At 40.1% G+C, this 20,307-nt stretch carries 30 protein-coding genes and 2 tRNA genes; 18 read left to right on the top strand and 14 right to left on the bottom strand.

The genetic code is table 11. From position 1 onward, the window contains the following. Window positions 1–3: 3 nt before the first annotated feature. Both ABF487_RS02120 and ABF487_RS02115 read right to left on the bottom strand, forming a co-directional pair. A complete protein-coding gene (locus ABF487_RS02120) occupies window positions 4–1,617 on the bottom strand; it encodes an ABC transporter permease (RefSeq protein ID WP_415634341.1) in 1,614 nt (537 codons plus the stop codon). After that, window positions 1,617–2,516, bottom strand: coding sequence for an ATP-binding cassette domain-containing protein (locus ABF487_RS02115; RefSeq protein WP_415634340.1), 900 nt, complete (start codon window positions 2,514–2,516; stop codon window positions 1,617–1,619). The genes ABF487_RS02120 and ABF487_RS02115 overlap by 1 nt, the downstream gene beginning before the upstream one ends. A gap of 133 nt (window positions 2,517–2,649) precedes the next feature. Here ABF487_RS02115 and ABF487_RS02110 point away from each other — a divergent pair, with 133 nt between their 5' ends. From ABF487_RS02110 to ABF487_RS02090, 5 genes are all read left to right on the top strand, one after another. After that, a complete protein-coding gene (locus tag ABF487_RS02110; RefSeq protein WP_415634339.1) occupies window positions 2,650–3,300 on the top strand; it encodes a TetR/AcrR family transcriptional regulator in 651 nt (216 codons plus the stop codon). A gap of 122 nt (window positions 3,301–3,422) precedes the next feature. Beyond that, window positions 3,423–3,495 (top strand) — tRNA-Asn (locus ABF487_RS02105). Between the two features lie 70 nt (window positions 3,496–3,565). Beyond that, window positions 3,566–3,638 (top strand) — tRNA-Thr (locus ABF487_RS02100). Window positions 3,639–3,777: 139 nt separating this feature from the next. Beyond that, a complete protein-coding gene (locus ABF487_RS02095; RefSeq protein WP_415634338.1) occupies window positions 3,778–4,017 on the top strand; it encodes a helix-turn-helix domain-containing protein in 240 nt (79 codons plus the stop codon). A 20-nt stretch (window positions 4,018–4,037) separates the two neighbouring features. Next, on the top strand, window positions 4,038–4,214 hold the full coding sequence (locus ABF487_RS02090) for a hypothetical protein (RefSeq protein WP_415634337.1): 177 nt from the start codon (window positions 4,038–4,040) through the stop codon (window positions 4,212–4,214). Here the strand turns inward: ABF487_RS02090 and ABF487_RS02085 are convergent. From ABF487_RS02085 to ABF487_RS02030, 12 genes are all read right to left on the bottom strand, one after another. Further along, on the bottom strand, window positions 4,211–4,699 hold the full coding sequence (locus tag ABF487_RS02085) for a DUF5626 family protein (protein WP_415634336.1): 489 nt from the start codon (window positions 4,697–4,699) through the stop codon (window positions 4,211–4,213). The genes ABF487_RS02090 and ABF487_RS02085 overlap by 4 nt on opposite strands. Window positions 4,700–4,787: 88 nt before the next feature. Next, window positions 4,788–5,183 carry a hypothetical protein gene (locus tag ABF487_RS02080; RefSeq protein ID WP_415634335.1) on the bottom strand — a complete coding sequence of 132 codons (396 nt, stop codon included), beginning with the start codon at window positions 5,181–5,183 and terminating at the stop codon, window positions 4,788–4,790. A 120-nt stretch (window positions 5,184–5,303) separates the two neighbouring features. After that, window positions 5,304–5,681, bottom strand: coding sequence for a hypothetical protein (locus tag ABF487_RS02075; protein ID WP_415634334.1), 378 nt, complete (start codon window positions 5,679–5,681; stop codon window positions 5,304–5,306). 102 nt (window positions 5,682–5,783) lie between these two features. Next, entirely contained in the window at window positions 5,784–6,149 is a 366-nt protein-coding gene (locus ABF487_RS02070) for a hypothetical protein (protein WP_415634333.1), read from the bottom strand. Window positions 6,150–6,186: 37 nt separating this feature from the next. Beyond that, entirely contained in the window at window positions 6,187–6,414 is a 228-nt protein-coding gene (locus tag ABF487_RS02065; RefSeq protein ID WP_415634332.1) for a hypothetical protein, read from the bottom strand. Between the two features lie 12 nt (window positions 6,415–6,426). After that, complete coding sequence (locus ABF487_RS02060) at window positions 6,427–6,672, bottom strand: hypothetical protein (protein WP_415634331.1); 246 nt, start codon at window positions 6,670–6,672, stop codon at window positions 6,427–6,429. A 10-nt stretch (window positions 6,673–6,682) separates the two neighbouring features. Then, window positions 6,683–7,327: a hypothetical protein gene (locus ABF487_RS02055; RefSeq protein ID WP_263779132.1), complete on the bottom strand. Its 645-nt coding sequence runs from the start codon at window positions 7,325–7,327 to the stop codon at window positions 6,683–6,685. 211 nt (window positions 7,328–7,538) lie between these two features. Further along, window positions 7,539–7,895, bottom strand: coding sequence for a type II toxin-antitoxin system PemK/MazF family toxin (locus tag ABF487_RS02050; RefSeq protein ID WP_007744701.1), 357 nt, complete (start codon window positions 7,893–7,895; stop codon window positions 7,539–7,541). After that, entirely contained in the window at window positions 7,873–8,112 is a 240-nt protein-coding gene (gene mazE, locus ABF487_RS02045; protein WP_007744700.1) for a type II toxin-antitoxin system PemI/MazE family antitoxin, read from the bottom strand. Before mazE ends, ABF487_RS02050 begins: the two co-directional genes overlap by 23 nt. A 183-nt stretch (window positions 8,113–8,295) precedes the next feature. Next, on the bottom strand, window positions 8,296–8,616 hold the full coding sequence (locus tag ABF487_RS02040; protein ID WP_415634330.1) for a hypothetical protein: 321 nt from the start codon (window positions 8,614–8,616) through the stop codon (window positions 8,296–8,298). 51 nt (window positions 8,617–8,667) lie between these two features. Beyond that, window positions 8,668–8,934, bottom strand: coding sequence for a hypothetical protein (locus ABF487_RS02035; RefSeq protein ID WP_415634329.1), 267 nt, complete (start codon window positions 8,932–8,934; stop codon window positions 8,668–8,670). A 143-nt stretch (window positions 8,935–9,077) separates the two neighbouring features. Then, the gene (locus ABF487_RS02030) at window positions 9,078–9,497 is read right to left on the bottom strand and encodes a cytidine deaminase (RefSeq protein ID WP_007744692.1); all 420 of its coding nucleotides are present in this window, start codon (window positions 9,495–9,497) and stop codon (window positions 9,078–9,080) included. Window positions 9,498–9,692: 195 nt separating this feature from the next. Here ABF487_RS02030 and ABF487_RS02025 point away from each other — a divergent pair, with 195 nt between their 5' ends. From ABF487_RS02025 to ABF487_RS01965, 13 genes are all read left to right on the top strand, one after another. Beyond that, the gene (locus ABF487_RS02025) at window positions 9,693–9,860 is read left to right on the top strand and encodes a hypothetical protein (RefSeq protein WP_007744691.1); all 168 of its coding nucleotides are present in this window, start codon (window positions 9,693–9,695) and stop codon (window positions 9,858–9,860) included. 168 nt (window positions 9,861–10,028) lie between these two features. Further along, window positions 10,029–10,460 carry a DUF2712 domain-containing protein gene (locus ABF487_RS02020; protein WP_007744690.1) on the top strand — a complete coding sequence of 144 codons (432 nt, stop codon included), beginning with the start codon at window positions 10,029–10,031 and terminating at the stop codon, window positions 10,458–10,460. A 114-nt stretch (window positions 10,461–10,574) separates the two neighbouring features. Continuing rightward, window positions 10,575–11,273, top strand: coding sequence for a hypothetical protein (locus ABF487_RS02015; RefSeq protein ID WP_007744689.1), 699 nt, complete (start codon window positions 10,575–10,577; stop codon window positions 11,271–11,273). After that, the gene (locus ABF487_RS02010) at window positions 11,270–11,971 is read left to right on the top strand and encodes a hypothetical protein (RefSeq protein ID WP_007744688.1); all 702 of its coding nucleotides are present in this window, start codon (window positions 11,270–11,272) and stop codon (window positions 11,969–11,971) included. Before ABF487_RS02015 ends, ABF487_RS02010 begins: the two co-directional genes overlap by 4 nt. Next, on the top strand, window positions 11,959–12,588 hold the full coding sequence (locus tag ABF487_RS02005) for a hypothetical protein (protein WP_007744687.1): 630 nt from the start codon (window positions 11,959–11,961) through the stop codon (window positions 12,586–12,588). The genes ABF487_RS02010 and ABF487_RS02005 overlap by 13 nt, the downstream gene beginning before the upstream one ends. Before the next feature lie 10 nt (window positions 12,589–12,598). Further along, window positions 12,599–13,222, top strand: coding sequence for an ABC transporter ATP-binding protein (locus ABF487_RS02000; RefSeq protein ID WP_007744686.1), 624 nt, complete (start codon window positions 12,599–12,601; stop codon window positions 13,220–13,222). Continuing rightward, window positions 13,219–13,995, top strand: a complete 777-nt coding sequence (locus tag ABF487_RS01995) for a hypothetical protein (RefSeq protein WP_007744685.1) — start codon at window positions 13,219–13,221, stop codon at window positions 13,993–13,995. Before ABF487_RS02000 ends, ABF487_RS01995 begins: the two co-directional genes overlap by 4 nt. Window positions 13,996–14,217: 222 nt before the next feature. Beyond that, window positions 14,218–15,090: a helix-turn-helix domain-containing protein gene (locus ABF487_RS01990; RefSeq protein WP_415634328.1), complete on the top strand. Its 873-nt coding sequence runs from the start codon at window positions 14,218–14,220 to the stop codon at window positions 15,088–15,090. A gap of 272 nt (window positions 15,091–15,362) precedes the next feature. Continuing rightward, window positions 15,363–16,235, top strand: a complete 873-nt coding sequence (locus tag ABF487_RS01985) for a helix-turn-helix domain-containing protein (RefSeq protein ID WP_007744682.1) — start codon at window positions 15,363–15,365, stop codon at window positions 16,233–16,235. Between the two features lie 197 nt (window positions 16,236–16,432). Next, complete coding sequence (locus ABF487_RS01980; RefSeq protein ID WP_007744680.1) at window positions 16,433–16,726, top strand: lactococcin 972 family bacteriocin; 294 nt, start codon at window positions 16,433–16,435, stop codon at window positions 16,724–16,726. A 130-nt stretch (window positions 16,727–16,856) separates the two neighbouring features. Next, window positions 16,857–19,010: a hypothetical protein gene (locus ABF487_RS01975; protein WP_415634327.1), complete on the top strand. Its 2,154-nt coding sequence runs from the start codon at window positions 16,857–16,859 to the stop codon at window positions 19,008–19,010. Window positions 19,011–19,018: 8 nt separating this feature from the next. Continuing rightward, window positions 19,019–19,651 carry an ABC transporter ATP-binding protein gene (locus tag ABF487_RS01970; protein ID WP_415634373.1) on the top strand — a complete coding sequence of 211 codons (633 nt, stop codon included), beginning with the start codon at window positions 19,019–19,021 and terminating at the stop codon, window positions 19,649–19,651. Window positions 19,652–19,717: 66 nt separating this feature from the next. After that, entirely contained in the window at window positions 19,718–20,230 is a 513-nt protein-coding gene (locus tag ABF487_RS01965; protein WP_415634326.1) for a hypothetical protein, read from the top strand. Window positions 20,231–20,307 lie beyond the last annotated feature (77 nt).

Below are 20,307 nucleotides of genomic sequence, written 5' to 3'. Positions count from 1 at the left end.
TTTTTAAATTAGATCGCGACGGTAAAAACCCCAAGCAGATATGACGACTAGTATCATCATGATGATCCATTGCAGCCACCATAATGGCCAGTCGATGTTTTTAATCGGCAAATCACGCATCCAGCCTAATGGTGTGACGGTCAAAACCCAGTTCGGCAGTTTTAGCATGTTGTGAAAATAAAGCAGGAAGAAAGACAGTCCTAAGTAGGCATATAAGACTGACACAATTCTAGGCAGCCAAGCAATTAAGAATAGTGCCAGAGCTAAGAAGGTCAAAATACCCGGCATCAGGCCAAGTGCCAATTCGTTGAAATGGCTAATGGGAAGATTGTGTTTTAACAAGGCGTTTCCTATCAACGCCATTGTGTATACCGCACCGAGATCAGCTAAGATGGTCGTGGTCAAGGCGGGTAGGACATAACTCAGGAGTAGTCCGCCACGAGAAGTCTTCTTGGCGTAAACCAGTTCCGTAAGACCTTTTGCAGTGTCGGAATTGATTTTTGCAATCATCTGGATGCCGGGGATGATCGCTAATAGTATAAGAAAGTAACTTATCATGGAAATAAACTGCAGCAGGATCTGGCTGCTGACCTGTCTGACCTGATCACTGCCAATAATTTGAGCGATGCTGGGATTGATTTTTAGTAGATCGCTGATTTGCGGGAAGATTGATGCATACATGGCGGTGGTAGCAACATTGGCAAAAATCCAGATTAGAGCGATGTACTTTTGAAGGTAGAAGGAAAGGCGATTGAGATTGGATAAGAAACGCGGTGCAGTTACTGGTCCGCGCCCGCTTTGGATCAAAGCAGCGTTCAAATCGCGATGGCCTGCAATTTGGAAAGTCAGGATGGCAAACACGACGGTCAAGGCAAGCATCAGCCATACGACTGTCAGATCGTTTTGTGTCCCGATTTTGCCTAACTCGACCCATCCGAATGGGGATAACCAGGTCCATTTAACTGCGCTGACATCAGTCACCATACGGACTGTATAGCAGATAGCGAAAAAGATAAAACTGGCGGAATTGGCAGCTTGGGAACTATTAAATATTTGAGCTGCCAACAAGGCAGCTGCACCAAACATCAAGCCGACTAAAACCGTCTCTAAGGAGAAAAGCGAAATCATTTCAGAGGTCATACCGGTTATATTGGCAGCCCATATGGACAGGTAAGAAATAATCATCAGTATCAAATTAAAAATGATTATTTCTAAAATAGCAGCTGAGAAGGGCGCCAGCCTGCCTACAGCTGTTGCGCGAATGATTTCTGTAACACCCTTATCTTCCTGGGCACGTGTGGTCCGAACGGCCAATAAAATATTTGGGATTACTGTGAATATCCCTGTGAAGACAAGCATCATAGCGATAAAAATTTGACCCGTCGAGATGTTGCCGCCTGTTGGCGGTACACCAAAAATGGATGTCATGGCAGGTGTTTTTAAAGTAACAATGATAGACGCGATCGCTTTTCTATTTCCGTAAATGCCGTTGAATTTGCTGGCGCCGGCTAAAAGCGTGGCCGCAATTGCTAAGATCCACACGATGATAAAAGTGCTGTCTCGCTTGAGTGCTGCTTTTAAGATTAAGCCGTTTTTTGAAAACATGTTTGCAAACATCAGCTCACCTTCTTTTGGCCACCATCATAGAAGTGGAGGAATAATTCTTCTAGGCTTGGTGGTGTGACCTGTAAATCTGTCACGGAGAGAGTCGCCAGCACCTGCATCATTTCTGACAGGTGTTCGCGGTCAATCGTGAAATTAATCCGGCTGCCATCTTGTTTGAAAGCTCGCACCCCAGGCACTGCAGCCAGCTTATCCGCTTTTTCTTTGACGAGGGCGCTGACATTCAAAGCAGAAAGATGTTTCAAATCAGCCAAAGCACCAACTTCGATGATTTTGCCCTGTCGAATGATGGCCAAACGGTCAACGATTTTTTCAATTTCCGACAAGATGTGTGATGAGAGCAGGATTGTCTTACCAGCTGCTTTCAGCTTTAGAATTTCTTGTTGGAAATTCAATTCCTGCAAGGGATCAAGGCCGCTGGTCGGTTCATCAAAAATATAGAAGTCGACATCAGCTGAGAAAGCCGCAATCAAGGCGACCTTCTGCCGATTTCCTTTAGAATAGGTACGATTCTTTTTGCCAGGGTCAAGATCAAATTCTTTGATTAAGTCCAGCGTCTTGTGCGAACGCTTTTGGCCGCCGAGCCTTAAAAGCAGATCAATCGTCTGACCACCGGTCAAATTCGGCCACAAGCTGACGTCTCCGGGCACATAGGCGAGATTCTTGTGAATTTCGACTGGGTTTTTAAAGACATCCTTGCCAAACAAACTGATTTCGCCGCCGGATTTTTTTAATAATCCCAACGCAATTCGGATGGTTGTCGATTTTCCAGCACCATTGGGGCCGATAAAAGCAAAGACCTCGCCTTTATGTACATCGAAGCTAATGTCTTTTAAAGCCTGCGTTTTACCAAAATTCTTTTGTAGATGTTTAATATGCAAAACTGTTTCCATTTTCTTGTCCTTTCCGCTGACGAGAATATCTTGGACTGTTTTGTGCAGAAAGTCAATAAAAAATGAAATATTTTATTGTTAAAGTTCACTTTTTTGATGAATAGCTCAGTTAAGCGATATAATAAGTGCAGTCATGTCAGGAAAACGCGAAAAAAATAAGTCCCAGCAACGGGACAAAATTTTACAAGCTGCTTATGCTGTTTTCAATCGGACTGGTTATCAAGCTGCCAAAGTGAGTCAGATTGCCCAGACAGCTCACGTATCGCAAGTGACTTTATATAAATATTTTGCTTCCAAGCGGCTGCTTTTTAAGGCTTTACTGAAAGATTTGATCCAGCGTGAATTGGCAAATATGAAACAAGCCCTATCTGATTTGTCTGTCGATCAGCCGCAAAATTTCTTAAAAGTCATTCAGTTTTCCCAACAAGAGACGCAGGAGTTCTCCAAAATGTTTTTTGAAGATGTTGTCGCCGAATACCAAGGGCAAAATGGCGATCATGAGATTTATGACTATTATGAACAGGAATTGACCGTTTTTTGGCAATATATGATCGCCCAGGTTCGAAGCAGCGGCTATATCGCTTCGCGAATCAGTGATCAATCGCTGATGCTGTATTTTAAGATTTGGACCAGTTATTTTGCCGACCCGAAGAATAGCCGCTGGGCTCAGGGAATTGATCTGAAGACCTGGGTGACACAATTGACTGATTTATTTTATTTTGGTTTGCTGAATGTCAATGATGATAAACGGCAGGAAATGTTAAAGGACCTGTATGAAAACTGATTTTCGTCATGAGGATGGCCACTGTTTTTGAATATTATAGTAGAATAAGTTGTTGGGTTAATTTGCTTGACCTGCGTTTGAAAATGCCCTAAACTTAAATGGTTGTTCAGCAACATGATTATTCCGACTTAGCTCAGTTGGTAGAGCGCCTGACTGTTAATCAGGTTGTCGTCGGTTCGAGCCCGACAGTCGGAGTTTGCGGTCGGTTGATTTCACAGCCAACCGTTTTTTATTGGAAATGCTTGGGCAGATTCTAATAAGTCTAGCCGACTTAGCTCAGTTGGTAGAGCATCGGTATCGTAAACCGGGGGTCGGCGGTTCGAACCCGCCAGTCGGCAGCATATTTATAAAACAGCGTGATATGACGCTGTTTTTTATTCGCACTTTTATACCACACAAAAATGTCACCAAGTGCAGCAAGCATTTACATCAAAGGGCCTTCATTAGTACAATGATTTTTAAGATGGGGGAAGCGAGATGGCAATTGGGCCGGAACTGAAAGAACAGAGACAGAAAAATAAACTATCTCAGCAGCAAGTTGCTAATCAATTGAATGTGACCCGCCAGACAGTCTCGAGTTGGGAGCAAGGCCGAACCATACCTGACCCTGACAGCCTTCAAAAGCTGAGAAAACTCTACTACGAGGACAATATGACAGGAGTCACTTCGCCTGTCGCTAAGACTGTCAGCAGCCCGATGAAGGCTTGTTCTTATTAATGTGTGCTTTGGTGTCTTTTATGATTATGCCCTTTGGCTTAATAGCGGCTCCGATCCTGATAAAGAGAAACAAAGCCAACAATCGTTACTATCGTTTGATCTATCTCATCTCTGTTGTTTCTTTGCTTACTAACTTGTTTATCTTGGCTGTGATCATTGCGGACCGTTTTAATTGGGGAATTACCAGTTACCGCTAACGAATTGCTAGCCGGCCGCTGGCAATTATTGCTGTGCAGGAGATGTTAGTAGAAAACATGGGCAGGACATAATTGGCGGTCCAACGAGCTTCGCGGCTGCTCAAGTGGCTCAGATGAGAATCACGCAAGCTGCCTAAAGAAGTTGAGGTTTTTAAACCGTAGGCGCTGGTGATGCGATCGTTGTTTACGCTGATATGATAGCTGACTGACCAGCCTAAGCTGTTCTTGCTGATCGTATAACTACGATTGGCTAAACTGGCTGCTAAGATGATGCGGCGGTTATTGCTTGGTGTATCAGTATCGGGAGTGACTGTTATACTCTCACTATTTCCTTGATCATCGATACCTCGAAAGCTTTGACTTTGATTATTTTGTAAATCATAGACAAATATATCATCAGCTTGTGCAATATTTGAAAAGTTGAGATAAAACAGCACGCTGAATAGTGCTATGAGAAAAAATTTTGCCCTTGTTTTAAGAAACATAAATCGCTCCTTTAATTTAAATCATGGTTGGTACATGTGTACAAAAGAAAAGCCCATCCACAGATGGGCTCACTAGATAGAGTCTTAATTAGTAACGGTCTAGGAAGAACAAGTTCCTAAACCAGTGTTTAAAATTTGCTTTGAACCAGGCTGGACTAGGCATAAAGATCATGATCGACAGATAAAAAGACAAATAGAGTAAGAGCCCTGTCATAAATTGGCCGACCGGCTGGATTTGTAAGAAGGAGATTGGCAATAAGACTAAAGCGACAACATCAGAGATGATCGTCCACAGTAAGCGACGAGTTGGACGATAACTGTTGTATAAGAAATAAAAACGTGCCACACCCCATAAGATCAGTAAGATAAAAGGGATACTAGCTAAGTTAGTCGGTCTCAGTATTTTCGGCTCGCTGATCATGGTGAGCAAAAACAGACTCAAAGCAGTCCATTTACCTATAACTGTTACTTTTGATAAAGTCATTTCTTCTTCCTCCTTTTTCTTAGAATTGCCTTCATTATCCTCTCTAAAGCCTGATTTGGCGCATAAAAAAACGCAACAATTTGTTGCGTTTGTGTTGCGTAACAGCTTAGTGACACAAAATCACGATGCCTTTGCCCTTCTAACGAAGGCCACAATCAAATTCAGTATGATCCAGATCACCAAGACAGCAGCGTAGCTAAGAGGAGCTAGTGTCCAATGATCAATATGAAAAATAGCTAAGGCTTCTGTAGGCAGATAGAGACACAAGAAGATAATCAGGCCTGCTTTTGTCTTGCCTAAACGCTGGAAACTATGGTCCAGTCTCATAAACAATAGAGGAAAAGCAATCGTAAAACTGACAAAAGCAGAATTGAGTGAAACAGTTGATTGCCCTTGAATCAAAAAAACAGTTAAGCCTATCAACAGCCAGACGAACAAGGCTGTTTGACAGACGGCTTTCACATAATTAATTAGCTGAAATTTGCTTGTCTTTTCCATGATGGCACCTTAGTAGGTTCGATACTCTGGTCTGATTAGGCTTGCTCCTTTTGATTCAACTAATGTTTTCAAGACCCAGTTTACCAGTTTAGGACATTAACATTATTTTTTTTGCTTGTGATAGTTTCGATCGAATAACATAGTCAATAAATTAAAAATTACCATACAGATGCCTGTAAACACAAGAAACACATTCTTTCGATACGCTAACAAAAGCGATATACCCCAAAGCATAAAAAAGCCTCTTAAAATATAATCGCAAATAGCTAGACTGATTTGTGCTAATTTATTGTTCATTACCACTCCACATACCAAATTGTCCCATAAATAGAACCAGCCTTGCCAATAATGATGGCTGTAGTTTAAGCCATCATGGTACTTGGAAAGCGCAACGAGTTGTTGCACAATGGCTTTTAACTGATAGATCACTTTCTGACGTCGGTTATTTATCTCTGGAATGTGTGCCAATCAGGAACCTAGTCCAAAACAAGGCTCATTCTGGGTTTTATTTATTCTTTTTGATAAAGCCTGCTTCTTTTAGATCGTGATAGGTCCCCCAAACAAGTGACGTAATTAAAATAGCCAAGATAATAATGATTATTTGAGTTTTCGCTAGATTTGAAAATGGGCTTTGCAAGGCATAAAGCACAATGAGTGTCGTAAAAGTCATATCCATGATTGGCAGCACAATAGCTAGAAAGATAAAATGCCAAGTTCTTTTATCGTGTTGCATCGTTGCTGTTCTTTAGTCCTTTATTTTGGATTTCTTTCGACCAATAAAACCGTCCTTTTTGAGAAGATGATAAGTGACGATAATTGTTTCAACTAACAAAATAAGGATAATCGTAACAGAAATAGTCAGTTTTTCTGAAGCCGTAAAGGGTAAGAGCTGAGCAGTCATAATTAAGAAGACAGCCGCCACGATAATCAATAGTGGATATAAAAGAGCATCATATAAAAAACGCCAAGTTCTTTTACTCGTATTTTTCATCTTCATCACCTCAATTCAAATCTGCATAAACTGGACCCTCAACGAGACTCAGTTGCAGGTTGGTATAATTTGAGTTCCTGTAAAAATTATAGTGGATTTCGTATTCAACTTCGCCACTGCCGATTATCTTATAGCTGTAATAATAAGATACATACTTGCCCTTGGGGGTCTTGTGGTTAGGATAGACCGTTGCATAATAGGTTCTAAAGTAACCATAAATATCGAGTGCTATGCCGCCGCCAGCGCCGATAGGACCCGTTAAAGCAGCAGTGATAGTTGTAGCTATGCCATTCCCTAATGTTTTGGCAGCTTGCTGTTTAGTGTAAGTCTTGAGTGTAGTATGAAAAGTCTTTCCTTTCGTCCAAGTACTGGCAGCTTTGGCAGTCACAGATAAAGCTGAGGCACTGCCAGTGATGACGCTAGTCGCTGGCACCTCACCAATATAAACCCCATCCACGAATAAATGAGTCCCTTCAGTATAAAAACCACTTTTAACGACAGATGGCATAATGACAGCGTTGTCGCTTGGTTGCGATGATGTTGATCCTATGACCTCACTACTAGTATCCGCAAAGGCTGCCAGTGGTGTGATACTTGTTGACAGCGTGACTGCGACCAAGGCTGAAGCTAACAATGAATGCTTCTTCATTTTCATTTTTCTTTTCTTCCTTTCTTAGAATTGCCCTTATTCTAGTTCCTAAAGCCTGATGTGGCGCATAAAAAAGCGCAACAATTTGTTGCGTTTGTGTTGCACAACAGAGTGCAACAGTCATTTAACTCGGACTGGTCCTTCTTGAATTCAATCACTTTTCTTTTCAACTCCTTCGACAGAAAAAAGTTCCTAAATTAGGAACTTTTCATGACCACTATTCAAGAAGATCCAAAATAGTCTGTTTAGCCTCAATAAAAGATGAGGTGGGAAGCAGACCGACTTTTTGTGCATGACGCTTTTTGTAATCGAAAGTATGAAATTGCAGTGGATTGATATAGCCGTGGACGGTGGAAGCGCCAGAAACAGGAATGAAAAAATCTTTCAAACGATTATCTTCGGAACTTGTTATTGGACAGACGACAGCTAAATCAGTCACGCGAGAATAATTTTGGCTGCTGAGAACGAGAGCTGGACGGCGTTTTCTAATTTCTTCACCGACGGAGGGATTGAAGTCAATATAGATAATATCCTGCTGATCCGGAATGTAGTTAATCTGAGAACTCGGTGTCAAAATCCGAACCTCCAAACGCTTCTTTTTGGGTTAAGTGTTCGTGTGCTTGGACCCATTTTTCATCTTTGAAAGGGTTGGTTTTCTTGGGTGTATAGACAATTTCACCATCACGACCCTGGAAAACGGTAAACTCCTTGGCAGTTGGCTTTATCTCTTTAGGCAGCGTCAGAATATTTGAGTTGCCGGATTTTCTAATTTTAACTGTGGCACCAATCATTGTGTCAACCCCCGTATGTCTTTGTATATATTAAGTATATACGAGGACTGTTTGAAAAGCAAAAAACACACTGGTCCTCATGTTGCCTTATGCAACTAAGCCGTCAATAGCTACGACCCTCTAAGGCCTCTCGAACTGAGCTTCAGGAAAAGTCTATACTGTTTGCTACTTGGTTGGGCTGACTCAATATTTTCTTGTCAAAACTAGGCCATCTGGCTTTCCGCTGATGTCATATGCTCTGAGAATCTGCAGCAGGACATCAGCGGAAAGCAGCCGAATAACTCGATAAGCTTGCAGTAAGGGGATGCCGGCCTCAGTGAGGACTCGGCGAAGTTGATGATCAAGACTGATATTGGTTGAAGCAGAATAATTGATTTTTCCAAGGTTGCCGGCTTTGACTTTTATTAAACAACGCAGCTTTTTAGCCAGAGGGCCAATCACTTGAATCTCTGTTTCTTTGTTGTTGATCTGCAATTGTAAAATTTGTTTGTCTTGTCTGATCAATAATCAGCTTCTATGACTAAGGAATTATCTAGATCATTCTTCTGTCAGTTTTTATTTGGGATTAGTGTTACTGACATTGGCTCTTTTTTTGGCCTGGTGTTTTCGATACGTATATTCGACCCAGCCCCAAAAGAAAAAGAAGATGAAGGTGCGAAGGCTGTCTATCCAACTATGCTGTAAATAGTTGGAGAAGCGATATCCTCGTCCAGCAATCAGATCGATCACGCCTCGCAAGCCAAAGATGATAAGCAAATCTAAGATAACGAACAACAGAACGTAAGCTAAAGCTGATTTTGTTAGTTGTTTTAAGTTTTTCATATAAATATTAATAGTTCTGTTTCTTCCTATTTTGGATTAGTTTTAATGTAACATGTGAACACTGGCTTAGTACATCAAAAGCACAACAATTTGTTGCGTTGGTGTTGCGCCACGGATTAGTAACACAAAATTATTGGTTTTTTCTACTGTTCCCGATACACATTCAGCCAATGATGCGGCTGGAGTTCTTTTAAAGGAAGATATTGGACTGAATGATGTTTGTCAATCTCAACCGCACAAAGAACCTGGTCGCCCCAAAAGTTAAGTCGTTCTTGGCAAATACCGCAAGGCGTCAATACTTGGAAAGCTGATTTCTCGTTTTCCCGGACCAAACACAGACTGTGAGTTATTTTTTTGTTCAAATTGGCCGCTTGCAGATAAGAACCCAATTCCATGCAGACGGACGAAGCGGCGTTGGGAAAATCCGGTGATATACTGGTCAAAATTGAACCATCTTCCAGTAAAACACCAGCGGAACCACCCCAGCCTGTTGGATAATGTGCTTCTAAATTCTGCTTCACCTGGTCAAATAACGCTTGTTCTTGTACAATTTCTTTGTTCATTTTAAATACCTGTTCTCATTTTCTCTCAAAGATGGCCGGCTGCTTAAGAAGTCGATAAAATGCTGTCATTTATAATTGAGACCCATGCGTAGGGTGAACGGTGAGGTAATACTGAAAGCGGTATCATTAATGCAAGATGATGAAACATCGGCAGGAATTAGTCGGAATGTCTCATATCGTATAAGGAAGTCTCTCGTGAAGAAAAGTTTTCTCTTTAAAGTATTGCCGATCGTTATTTTGTTAGCCGCCGTGTTGCTGCTGCAATTCTATCGCGTGCCTAACGCTCAAGTTATTGATGTGGCTCTCGTGATTATTTGCATCGCTGTGAGTGTGATTGGCGAGCATTTTAGTAAAAAAGAATAAATGATTGAAAAAATGCTCGATTTTTATCAATATCCTGCTAAGTTCTCCCAAAATAAAAAAGCCGTGGTATAAATAAAAACAAGGCACCTGTAAATAAAGTGCCGAATTTTAAAAAAGGAGAAAATTTCTCAAAATAAATTATATTTTTTGAGAAAAAATGAAGGCTTTATGAAAAACATAAGTAAGCAGTATATTGCATTATTTGTATTAGCTTTTTCACTGGTTGCCGGTGTCGCTTTACCGACTTTTGCGTCTGACAACAATATTGGATTTGCTTTTACAATCCAATCTTATCAGGAGGAATCAACAACAGGCTGGCGCTATAGACAAACGAAGTCCACGGCGAATCCATGGAAAGTTGGTGTGTATACTTCAACTGAAGGCAATGGCTCTTACTATTCGGCTCATTTATACGGATCGCAGAATGGAGCACTTGCTTCGCCGACCAAAAATGCCTATACCGGTCCAGCTTATCCGTATGTATATAGCGGAGCCTATTCTAACGCAAGTCAACAGAATGTCCGCATGGCAGTATTCAATCCTACTTGGACACCATCTGTATTTTATATCACTGGTGCATGGGATGAGGAGACTTGGTAACTATTAATTATGATTAGATATAGCTTAGAACGTATTATTTGGACAAAACGCTTTTGGGGCGTTTTGTTTGTGTTAACTGTCATAACTAGCGTTGATGCGATCCAACATGTCGTAATGGCAAGTGGACAATCTTTCACAAAAATTGCTTGGCTCTCAACTTTTATGGCTAGCAGTTTGGTTGCGGCATATATCGGTCATTTATTGATTGCTTTCACGATTGGTTTATTTCCCGTCTGGATTTTGTTGGGATCTGGTTTTGCTTTGCTAAATGATTTTGAGTCCGGCCAAGCTTATAACGTGGCGAGTCGGGTAGGTGTGGCCAAGTTTCTGCGCGGCCATTATATCGGTGCTGGTATTAGCAGTGTGATTTTATTCGCTGTGCCTTTATTATGGAACGCCCTGCTCATTTATATTTTGAGATTATTTCCTTTTACGAGATGGGATGGTCAAGCACAAATGTTCCAGTCTGCACCAAAAATACCTAAATATGATTTTTTACTCTGGCAATTTCGGCATCCTGCGGCAACCTTTTGGCTTTATCTAGCTTTGTTTTTGTTGGCCGCTTTTCTAGTCGGCATGTTGATGATTTCTTTTAGTTTGATCCTGAATCGCTTTTATCAAGTCTTAACCGTTACAGTCTTAGCTACTGTCTTGTTAGGTAGCCAAATTTTCAATATAGGGACCTTGGTTCAGACCTTTGCACCTTTGGTACTTGTTCGAGATTGGGCGAATGCTTGGATAGACCTTCTTGCCATCTTGGCGATTTTTAGTTTGGCAATTTATTTTTGGCGCAAACGAGGAGAACTGGAATGATTAAAAATCCACGCTTTTTGTTCTCGACTCTCCTGATGATTCTGTTCTTGGTCATCTGCTATGTCTTTGGTATCTCTTGGTCGGCCATTACTTATCGAGATTGGTTAACATCTGAAGCTGGTGGTATCTACTTTTACCGGCTTAACTGGCAGACGGTTTTTTCAGTTATTTTCCTTATTTATTGGTCGATCAATATTGCGGTTCCGGTGCAGACTGTTGTACGTCTACAAAAAAGCAGTCTACTTTCCCGTATGTATATGATTAAGACACTGAAGCTCACTTTTGTGTTTGCCTTAATCTATTGGCTGTTACCTTGGACTCGTATTTTTCAATTTAATCCAAGTAGTGCAGAATTGGTGACTTTTTTAGTTCTATGGACGTTACAGGTCGCCTTATCTCTGGGCTGGACATTAATCATTATCTCTCTTGTACAAATTGTGATGAATTATACTTCTTGGTCTTCTATACTAATAGGACTAATTATCAATACTGTGATGGCTGTGATTGCCTATCTTCCTCTGCCTCTTTTGAACAATTCGATTTTTTCTCAAACCCAAGTAACCCTTTTTGCCGCGCCTCACGCTTTAGGAGCGGGAATTAGCTACGCTACTTTTGGTTTATTTATTTATATAGTTATTCTTTTCTGTTTATACATTTTTTTTCAAAACAGTATTCGGAGACGCGAATGGATAAAGTAAACTATGGATTACGCTTTGCTATCTTGAGCGTGATGGTCTTACTAACCTTTTTGATGCAGAGCCGAGGCCACCAAGCTGTCTATTTTTTTGATTATATGCACGTTAGTCTTGTTACTCGCATCTTCTTTTTTGGTTTGTTACTAACTAGTTTTTTGCCAATTGTTGGTAGTGTCAAAGAGTGGGAGACGGGTGCCACGCTGAATCAATTGATTCGTTATAAGGCACGTTGGCATTTACTCGTGAAGACCTACTTACGAAATGTCATGATTTTAATTATTAATCCTCTGCTTATTCTGTTGGCTGACTTTTTCATTTTTGAAAAAAATGCCCTGTGGCCACAATTTTTTTCATTAATTATGGGCTACATTTTTTTTACCAGTCTATATATGTTATTTGAACTGCTATTTTCACCGGGCCCAGCCTTACTGATTATTAGCGCGATTTTATTAACAGCTTTATTAGTTTTTCGATTACCAGCTGGACTGGCCGCCTTCTTTTTGATTAATCACATCGCTGTGCCGATATGGAGCTACTTGGGTCTTTGTGTAGCAACCATATGTGTTTTGTGCATCTCGGCCCTCTTTTTGCAACGCAAAGAATTTTTTGGATCACACTAAGGAGATACATATGATTGAAGTTAAAAATATTATCAAAACCATTAACCATAAGACGGTCTTAGACAATCTATCTTTGACCTTCGAGACTGGCAAAATTTATGGGCTAAAAGGCCGAAACGGTGCTGGCAAAACGATGCTGCTGCGAGCGATTGCCGGCTTAATCCGTTTGGACTCAGGCAGTATTACTATTGATGGGAAAGTCCTGCACCGAGATATTGATTTTCCGTCTGAACTTGGTTTGCTCATTGAAAACAATAATGTTCTGCCGGAATTCACTTTAAGAAAAAATCTCCTTTTACTGGCTAAAATTCGCAAAGTGGCTAGTCCGGAAATGATTGATGCGACAATCAAACGCGTGGGGTTGGATCCTACAGATAAGCGAAAGGTGCGTCAATATTCTTTAGGTATGAAGCAGCGGGCCGCGATTGCGCAAGCCCTGTTTGAAAAACCGAAATTGATTTTATTAGATGAACCGACTAATGCGATTGATATTGAGGGCGTGAAAGAAATGCGCCGAATCTTTGAAGCGGAAAAGGAAGCCGGTGCCACGATTATTCTAGCAAGTCATAATCCAGAAGACTTGTCCATCTTGGCAGATCAGGTCTTCAATATGGAAGAAGGTAAATTAGTATGAGAAGCAGTAAAAAAGCCTCTTTAATTGCTTTCATTATCATTGTCCTTGGCCTCTTTGGGCTGTTAAGCTACAATTTTTTGAGCCAAAGAATCAGCCAAAATGCTGCCAGAAATTATGTGCCTAAGGTTAAAAAAGTCGGTAAGGCAGGCCAATCAAACAATTATATAAACAGGAATCCAGCCAAAGCCATAACTCTGACAGGGCCTATCGATAGCAAAACGATCGCTGATATGAAAGTAATTCCTGGTTTTTATGATGCACACCTGACTGGGGGGACAACACAATATTTCAACATGGATGGTTTGACACCTCAGCTGGATGAGCAAGGACTGCTCTTAATAGGTAATTTAACAACTAGTTTAGAAGCTGGTAGAACTATTCAATTAACACCGACGAAATTTAGTCCCTTAAAGAAACAAGGCGATAGTTATGTCATTACTAATCCGGGTAATTACTTACCCGACGTTCAAATTCCGGTGGGCAGTTATCATGTCACGTATGAAGGCAAGATGTCTGTGCAGGAGCCACATGCTACAGATGGTAAGCCAGGTACAAATTTAAGCCTAGAGTTAACAAAGTATGATGGTTCTACAGTCATGCAAAGTGTCGAAAAAGATCATTTCCTTGTGGGACTCTATAAAGGACCAAGTAAACACGATGCAGGAATGAAAGAAGGGCTCTTGAGAGTCCAAAAAAATCGCCTTATACGAGTCAGTATGACAAATGTCATTGATCCAAATCTAAAAATTCTTTTGACACCTATTAAAAAGTAATTTGTGTTGACAAAATGATGTTTTGAAAAAGCAAGGGATGCATAGTCCCTTGCTTTTTTGCACTCACTGTTGAGGTAACTCGTAAAATACCTGAAGACCATTAATAATACGATTAGTACCAACAATAATAACAATGCCGACTAACATTTTCAAAATTTCGCTGAATTTCCTCATAAGCAATCCTTTCATTTTAAGCTACTCATTTTCGTCTATTATAGAGCTATGTATGATCCTCGAACTCACTCACTAGGCAGACAATTTAAAACCATCAGAAAAGAGCGGGGATATTCTGCAAGCACCGTGGCAGATGGTATTTTGTCTGTCTCGACTCTTTATAAATTTGAAGAAAATGATGTGAATTTGTCTTTTATCAAAGTGGTTCAATTACTGGAAAAAATGCATGTTGATTTGGATGATTTCGTTCAAATCACAGATTCTAATTTCAATAATGAGTATCAAATTTTTTTGAATCAGATGAATGTTTTATATAGCGAGAATAAGCTGGTTGATTTAGAGGACATTTTTATATCTCATTTGCATCAGTATCAGTCTAATAAAGACCATTTTGATCTCGTATGTGCTGCCACAACGATGGCTTTATTGAAGAATTTGAATCACAACTATCCAGTTAATCAAGCACTTGTTTCGGACTTGACCAACTATTTGTTGAGAGTTGGTGGCTGGCAGAATTTTCAAATCACGGTTTTTGGCAATTGCTTGACGATTATCAGCTCACGCGTGATTGAGATCATGGCTAAAGAGATGATTACTCAGCACGAGGAGCATAGGTTAAACTCAAAAAATTCAGAATATTTATTATTAGCTTTAGTCAACACGATTGATGCCATGATTGACCGAAAAGATTTCATCTATGCTAAGGAATTGGTGAACGATATCGAGTCAATGGATATCCCAGAGATTTCTCTATTGGCACGGTTCAAACTCATTTTTTTAAAAAATCTTCTACTCTTAGACGCTGAGGAGGCCAAGAAAAGTAATGGTGCCTTACTCCTTTCACTTGATCGGCTCGGCTCCAAACAATTAGCTGCTGCTTACCAGGCTTATATGAATGAGTTTTATAGTCAGAATAATTGATTTTAGGGTACAACAAAACCACTTCAGACGGATCGAACTTTCAATATACTTCCAAGACATAGATTTTTATTTTTGGAGATATTGCTGAGCGGACACGATTGGCTTAGATTTATGTTCCGCTTGAAGGCTGCCGCCGATTACAATAATTACGCCAAAAATGAGCAAAATTAAAGAACTCGCTTTTTTCATTTTGATTCTGCCTCGTCGTGCGGGATTCAATTTTTTATTTTTGTAATCCAGCACTCACCTTATTATTATATTATTCTAGAGTTATGGTGAAATTAGAAGCAAAAAAAATCGGTGAAACTTTTAGGCAATTGAGGAAAGAAGAGAAATATAAGGGGCCTGACCTCGTTGCTGGTATTACTTCTATTTCGTCATTGAACAAATTTGAGAAAGGTGATCTCAACCTTTCGTTTGCGAAAGTAATAATGCTCCTCGATAGGCTACATATAAGCGCTGATGAGTTTATTCAGTTAATTGAACCAGATTTTGGCCGCAGCTACCAGGATTTAATAAACAAAATCTACCAAGATTATGTTCATAAAGATATCAGAAGCCTAAGGGAGGCTCTGGATGATGTTGCTAAACGATATCAAAACGAGGAAAGTAATTTTGGCATATTGATACAAGCGGTGGTGGTTGCTTTGATTAAAGATCTGGATCCTAATTTTGTTGTAGAACCCGAGATTAATAATCAGCTATTTGATTATTTGATGGCAGTTGAAAACTGGGGCAATTTTCAAATTAGTATATTTAATAATTGTCTGACCATTTTAAGTTCTCAAATGATTCATTCGATCATGAAGGAGCTTGCTTTTAAGATCAGCAAGATGGCTCATGTGCATGATAATCAAGAGTATGCTCTTACGGCAATTGTAAATGCTGTAGAAGTGTTGTTAAATCGAAACGATTTAGCCGGGGCACAACAATTAGTGAGATTTTTTGAGAATGCTCAATTGAGTCAAGAAGCAAGCGTGATTCGAATCAAGTTGGCTTTTTTCAAAAATCTTTTATCTAAAAATTCTGATGCATTACAAGATAATAGTTCGCTTATTCATACGTTAAGAATTATTGGCTCTAAGCAATTAGCGTCCTCTTATGAAGAATATCAAGAAAAATTTCTCCAAGAACACCCTTTTTAAATTTGTGAAGAACTCGTTTTTTGCTACTAAAAAAAGATTTAAAAAGTGCTTTTTGATAGTATCTGATAATTTTGATCTGTGCTTAACAGATCGCTGTATAAAGAAGCTAAGGTATCGAACTTAGTGCGCGATACCTTGATCTAATTAGTTATGAACTTTTGTTGTTTATTGATCATTATGATTGGAGATACTTAAATATGACTTTTGGAAGCAAAATTAAAAAAATTGTCATTGTGACTTTGACTGTTGGTACTTTTGGTTTTTCCACGATTGCTCTTGCTGCAAATGTTAGTGGAGGCACCTGGAACTATGGCGTGGGGTGGAATGGTGACTATGGTTATTCGAACTATTATCATGGCAGCAGGTCGCACTGGTCAAAAGTTGTTAGAGGGTCGGAAACAAATACAAGCACAGGAGCAGCTGGCCACTGGTCTAAAGCCAGTATCCAACACTTTCCCCCAACTAGAATGAGTTATTATTATGGGTTTTAGATTGGTATGAACAAATAATTCATCCAGAACAAACAGGTTATTTCAAAATAATCTGTTTATTTTCAATAACTGTACTACAATAAGTGGTACGGTTATTATGGACTTTTTGGTCATTTAGAGGGTTCTTGCCATGAAAAAAATTACGTCATTGTGCTTGCTGATTGCGCTTATATTTGCCAGTTTTCTTGTCATCAATATTTACGAGACTAGAGACTATATCACTGTTAATAATCTGGGGCAGACGCCATCCTCTTTCCAGTTTTATATTTCGAATACAAATAGAACTGCCCGACAAGAACTGGCCTTTTTCAGGCAATTAGCCGATAAAGAAAAAGTCTCAATTTTTAGGACAGATACAAAAGGACAGAATAGTGATGTTGTCTTAAAGTCGGTTGTTTTTGAAAAAAGCAGTTTTCCTTTTCAACAATTCCATCTTCGTCCGCACAACTTATTTAAAAATGGCCAAAGTATCTACACAAGTTTTAAAACTGACAGCCGCTATCAAGCGGGGTCTATCCCCGTCTTTTGGTCAGCTAATAAAGTGCAGCTTCAGACAATGGCCCGCTATTATCGCCAAGATGACAAGTCGCTCAATGGCACTTATACAGTTTCCTCGACTCAATCAATTAATAAGACGGCCGTTGTCAATAAATTGAGTCAGTTTTTTGCCGTTAGTCCCAAGGTGCTGTTAACGTCCAGCTATGGCAGCGGCACTAGCTTTATCAATATTTCACTGATGCTGTTTGTCCTAATTATTGTGATGACTATATTAGTTTTGGCTATTGTGATCATCTACACGCCCCTGGCACAAATCAAAGAGATTGGGATTAAGAAACTTAATGGTATTAGTAACAGATCGATTTTTTGGGATTTTATTAAAACAAACATATGCGTCATTATCCTAGCATCTATGTTAATTGATGCGACAGCTTGGTTTTATTTCCGTTATCGGCCCAGTGGTTTTTTCCTTTCTCTGCTTGTGTCGCAATTGTTCATTCTGCTTCTGTTTCTTATCCTAAATGCTTTTGTCTATCTAACGATCAAGCAAGTGACAATTAGCAAATTATTGAAGAATTTTCTTAATTTTCGACTGGGGAATATTCTTTGCCTGATCATGAAAGGCGTCATGATGTTGTTGGTTACTGCCTTACTGATTTTTATTGGCAATAATGTACATGCGCTGATGCAGCAGAATGCGTTTAATCGCAGCTGGCAAAAAAACGGTCGAGTCCTGACGCTCAATCAGTATCACGAATCAAATAGTGAATTTCAGGATAGTTTGTTAGGAGGACACCAAACGTCGGACAAATTATTTGTGTTATTTAAAAAACTAGAAAGGTCAACTGATGCCGTATACATAAATGGTGAGATGACTAAACCATACGCTACGGGCGGCCCGCAAAAGAAAGAAAATCAATCCTTATATTTCGCACGCAGCAAGTTTCCAGTCATGACGGTCAACAAAAATTATTTTAAGCATTTTCATAATCGACAGCTGGAATTAAGAAAAAATCCAAGTAATATCCGCCAGTTCCTAGTACCTTCTTCCTATAAAAAACAAGCGGCTAAGACTAAGTACCTGTGTCAAAATCTTATTTTCAGTGATTTATCTTCGGCTGAAGAAAAGCGGACTAATCTGACTGATATTCCGGTGCAGATTGATTACTACGATGACCCTCAGCTCTCGGTTTTCCCATACAGTGCTGATACTAAAGATAATTTTGCTCAACCTATTTTTCAGATTTTCGACGACAATAATGCGACTTTTTTTGAAAAAATCATATTAACCAACAACGGGATTAACAATCCGATCAAAATCCAAAATACTGCTGCTAATCGCAGCAAGATCAAGACAATTAGCCATTCTAATTTCTTTAGGCCTCTGCAGCTGCAATTTGTCACAGATAATTCGTTACTGGCCGATCAGGCATCCACTGATACAGAAGTAATTAACCGTTCATCAGCAGTCACCTTGGCTGTCTTTTTCCTAAGCCTCGTCTCTTCAATCTTCCTACTAGCCTGCATTATCCAAAGCAAGGCTAATCGTTTGGCCGTTGAGCGTTTATTAGGAATTAAATTGTTCGACCGCTACCGGACAGAGATTATCAGTTTTGCTGCTTCATATATTATTCAGCTGGCGGCCATCATGATATTTGGGCGTTCTATGCTGCTGCTTCCTTTTGTCCTGCTGCTGATCGCGCTAGATGCCGCTATATCGGTTGCCTTCATTCTAATTAGAGAGAAAAGTAGTCTCGCACTGACATTGAAAGGGGAACAATCATGACTGACACAATCATCGAAATGAGGCATTTACAAAAAAGTTTTGGTAAGAAAACTGTTTTTCATCATTTTGATTTGATGATCCAAGCTGGTGAATTACTGGCAATTACAGGGCCGAGCGGTTCGGGGAAATCGACCTTATTGAATATCCTGGGATTGATTGAGAATTTTGATGCCGGTGAATATTTGTTTTTTGGGAAAAAGAATATTAAAGCCAATTCGCGTTTAGCGCAAATCATGATCCGCGATAAAATCAATTATCTGTTTCAAAATTTTGCTTTGATTGAGACGGAGACAGCTGAGGATAATTTGATGCTGGCGCTGAAATATTATAAAGCCAGGAAGGCACAGAAAAAAGCTTTGATTGCTTCGACGCTTGATAAAGTGGGCTTATCGGGGTACGACCAAGGGAAAATTTTCGAACTCTCGGGTGGTGAACAGCAAAGAGTCGCCATTGCACGGGCCTTGATTAAACCAGGTGATCTTGTGCTGGCTGATGAACCGACTGGATCCTTGGATCATGAAAATCGTGATGAAGTGCTGAGCCTTTTGACTGCTATGCACAAACAAGGCAAGACCGTGATTATTGTGACTCACGATCCCGATGTTGCCAAACAGACTGATCGTGTGATTGAAATTATGTGAAGATCTGACTAAAGTGCAATTTTTTGCTGTTTTCTGCCATAGAATAATCTCCATGCAGGAGGACAGATGGCAAAAACGATCGTGATTCGCGGAAATTCTGGCAGTGGCAAGACGACTGTCGCTAACCGTTTGCATGCTTTATTAGGATCCGGCAATTTGCTGATATCGCAAGATCTCGTGCGCCGCGGCATGCTGAAGGTAGCCGACAAACCGCATAATTTAGCAATCGGCTTAATTCAAAATATGCTGATTTATGGTCAGCAACACTGTGATTACGTCATTTTAGAGGGCATCCTGCCTAGCAGCAAATATGGTCAGATGCTGTGCCAGACTTTATTGCCGGAGGACGATGTCTTTGCTTATTATTATGATCTGCCTTTCCAAGAGACTTTAAAAAGACATCAAAGCAAGCAGGGAGCGACATTTGGCGAAAAGGAAATGGCCGCTTGGTTCATTCCGCATGATGTGCTCGGGCTTGCTCAGGAAAGAATCATCGATGAGACGGTCAGTCCTGACGATTTATTGAAAATCATCTGTCAAGATATTGGTGTTGCGGTGGATAAACCTTTGGATAAATAGTGTATTTTGTAAGACCTTTTGGTCTTTTTTGTTATGCTGAAAAATGCAATTATTAAAGATATAGTCACCAAACAGGC

It is taken from the genome of Oenococcus sp. (assembly GCF_047725585.1).
Taxonomy (GTDB): domain Bacteria; phylum Bacillota; class Bacilli; order Lactobacillales; family Lactobacillaceae; genus Oenococcus; species Oenococcus kitaharae_A.
Note: the sequence above shows the minus strand (reverse complement) of the source record. Positions and strands in the feature narration are given on the sequence as shown.

What these genes read in the sequence shown, in the direction of transcription:
- ABF487_RS02020 (WP_007744690.1), top strand. Translation starts at nt 10,029, where the DNA reads ATGAAAAACATAAGTAAGCAGTATATTGCATTATTTGTATTAGCTTTT.
- ABF487_RS02075 (WP_415634334.1), bottom strand. Translation starts at nt 5,681, where the DNA reads ATGGAAAAGACAAGCAAATTTCAGCTAATTAATTATGTGAAAGCCGTC.
- ABF487_RS01990 (WP_415634328.1), top strand. Translation starts at nt 14,218, where the DNA reads ATGTATGATCCTCGAACTCACTCACTAGGCAGACAATTTAAAACCATC.
- ABF487_RS02035 (WP_415634329.1), bottom strand. Translation starts at nt 8,934, where the DNA reads ATGAAAAACTTAAAACAACTAACAAAATCAGCTTTAGCTTACGTTCTG.
- ABF487_RS02010 (WP_007744688.1), top strand. Translation starts at nt 11,270, where the DNA reads ATGATTAAAAATCCACGCTTTTTGTTCTCGACTCTCCTGATGATTCTG.
- ABF487_RS02015 (WP_007744689.1), top strand. Translation starts at nt 10,575, where the DNA reads ATGGCAAGTGGACAATCTTTCACAAAAATTGCTTGGCTCTCAACTTTT.
- ABF487_RS02055 (WP_263779132.1), bottom strand. Translation starts at nt 7,327, where the DNA reads ATGAAAATGAAGAAGCATTCATTGTTAGCTTCAGCCTTGGTCGCAGTC.
- ABF487_RS02060 (WP_415634331.1), bottom strand. Translation starts at nt 6,672, where the DNA reads ATGAAAAATACGAGTAAAAGAACTTGGCGTTTTTTATATGATGCTCTT.
- ABF487_RS02005 (WP_007744687.1), top strand. Translation starts at nt 11,959, where the DNA reads ATGGATAAAGTAAACTATGGATTACGCTTTGCTATCTTGAGCGTGATG.
- ABF487_RS02000 (WP_007744686.1), top strand. Translation starts at nt 12,599, where the DNA reads ATGATTGAAGTTAAAAATATTATCAAAACCATTAACCATAAGACGGTC.
- ABF487_RS02030 (WP_007744692.1), bottom strand. Translation starts at nt 9,497, where the DNA reads ATGAACAAAGAAATTGTACAAGAACAAGCGTTATTTGACCAGGTGAAG.
- ABF487_RS02080 (WP_415634335.1), bottom strand. Translation starts at nt 5,183, where the DNA reads ATGACTTTATCAAAAGTAACAGTTATAGGTAAATGGACTGCTTTGAGT.
- ABF487_RS02110 (WP_415634339.1), top strand. Translation starts at nt 2,650, where the DNA reads ATGTCAGGAAAACGCGAAAAAAATAAGTCCCAGCAACGGGACAAAATT.
- mazE (WP_007744700.1), bottom strand. Translation starts at nt 8,112, where the DNA reads ATGATTGGTGCCACAGTTAAAATTAGAAAATCCGGCAACTCAAATATT.
- ABF487_RS02095 (WP_415634338.1), top strand. Translation starts at nt 3,778, where the DNA reads ATGGCAATTGGGCCGGAACTGAAAGAACAGAGACAGAAAAATAAACTA.
- ABF487_RS01995 (WP_007744685.1), top strand. Translation starts at nt 13,219, where the DNA reads ATGAGAAGCAGTAAAAAAGCCTCTTTAATTGCTTTCATTATCATTGTC.
- ABF487_RS02085 (WP_415634336.1), bottom strand. Translation starts at nt 4,699, where the DNA reads ATGTTTCTTAAAACAAGGGCAAAATTTTTTCTCATAGCACTATTCAGC.
- ABF487_RS02090 (WP_415634337.1), top strand. Translation starts at nt 4,038, where the DNA reads ATGATTATGCCCTTTGGCTTAATAGCGGCTCCGATCCTGATAAAGAGA.
- ABF487_RS02115 (WP_415634340.1), bottom strand. Translation starts at nt 2,516, where the DNA reads ATGGAAACAGTTTTGCATATTAAACATCTACAAAAGAATTTTGGTAAA.
- ABF487_RS02120 (WP_415634341.1), bottom strand. Translation starts at nt 1,617, where the DNA reads ATGTTTGCAAACATGTTTTCAAAAAACGGCTTAATCTTAAAAGCAGCA.
- ABF487_RS01975 (WP_415634327.1), top strand. Translation starts at nt 16,857, where the DNA reads ATGAAAAAAATTACGTCATTGTGCTTGCTGATTGCGCTTATATTTGCC.
- ABF487_RS01965 (WP_415634326.1), top strand. Translation starts at nt 19,718, where the DNA reads ATGGCAAAAACGATCGTGATTCGCGGAAATTCTGGCAGTGGCAAGACG.
- ABF487_RS01980 (WP_007744680.1), top strand. Translation starts at nt 16,433, where the DNA reads ATGACTTTTGGAAGCAAAATTAAAAAAATTGTCATTGTGACTTTGACT.
- ABF487_RS02065 (WP_415634332.1), bottom strand. Translation starts at nt 6,414, where the DNA reads ATGCAACACGATAAAAGAACTTGGCATTTTATCTTTCTAGCTATTGTG.
- ABF487_RS01985 (WP_007744682.1), top strand. Translation starts at nt 15,363, where the DNA reads ATGGTGAAATTAGAAGCAAAAAAAATCGGTGAAACTTTTAGGCAATTG.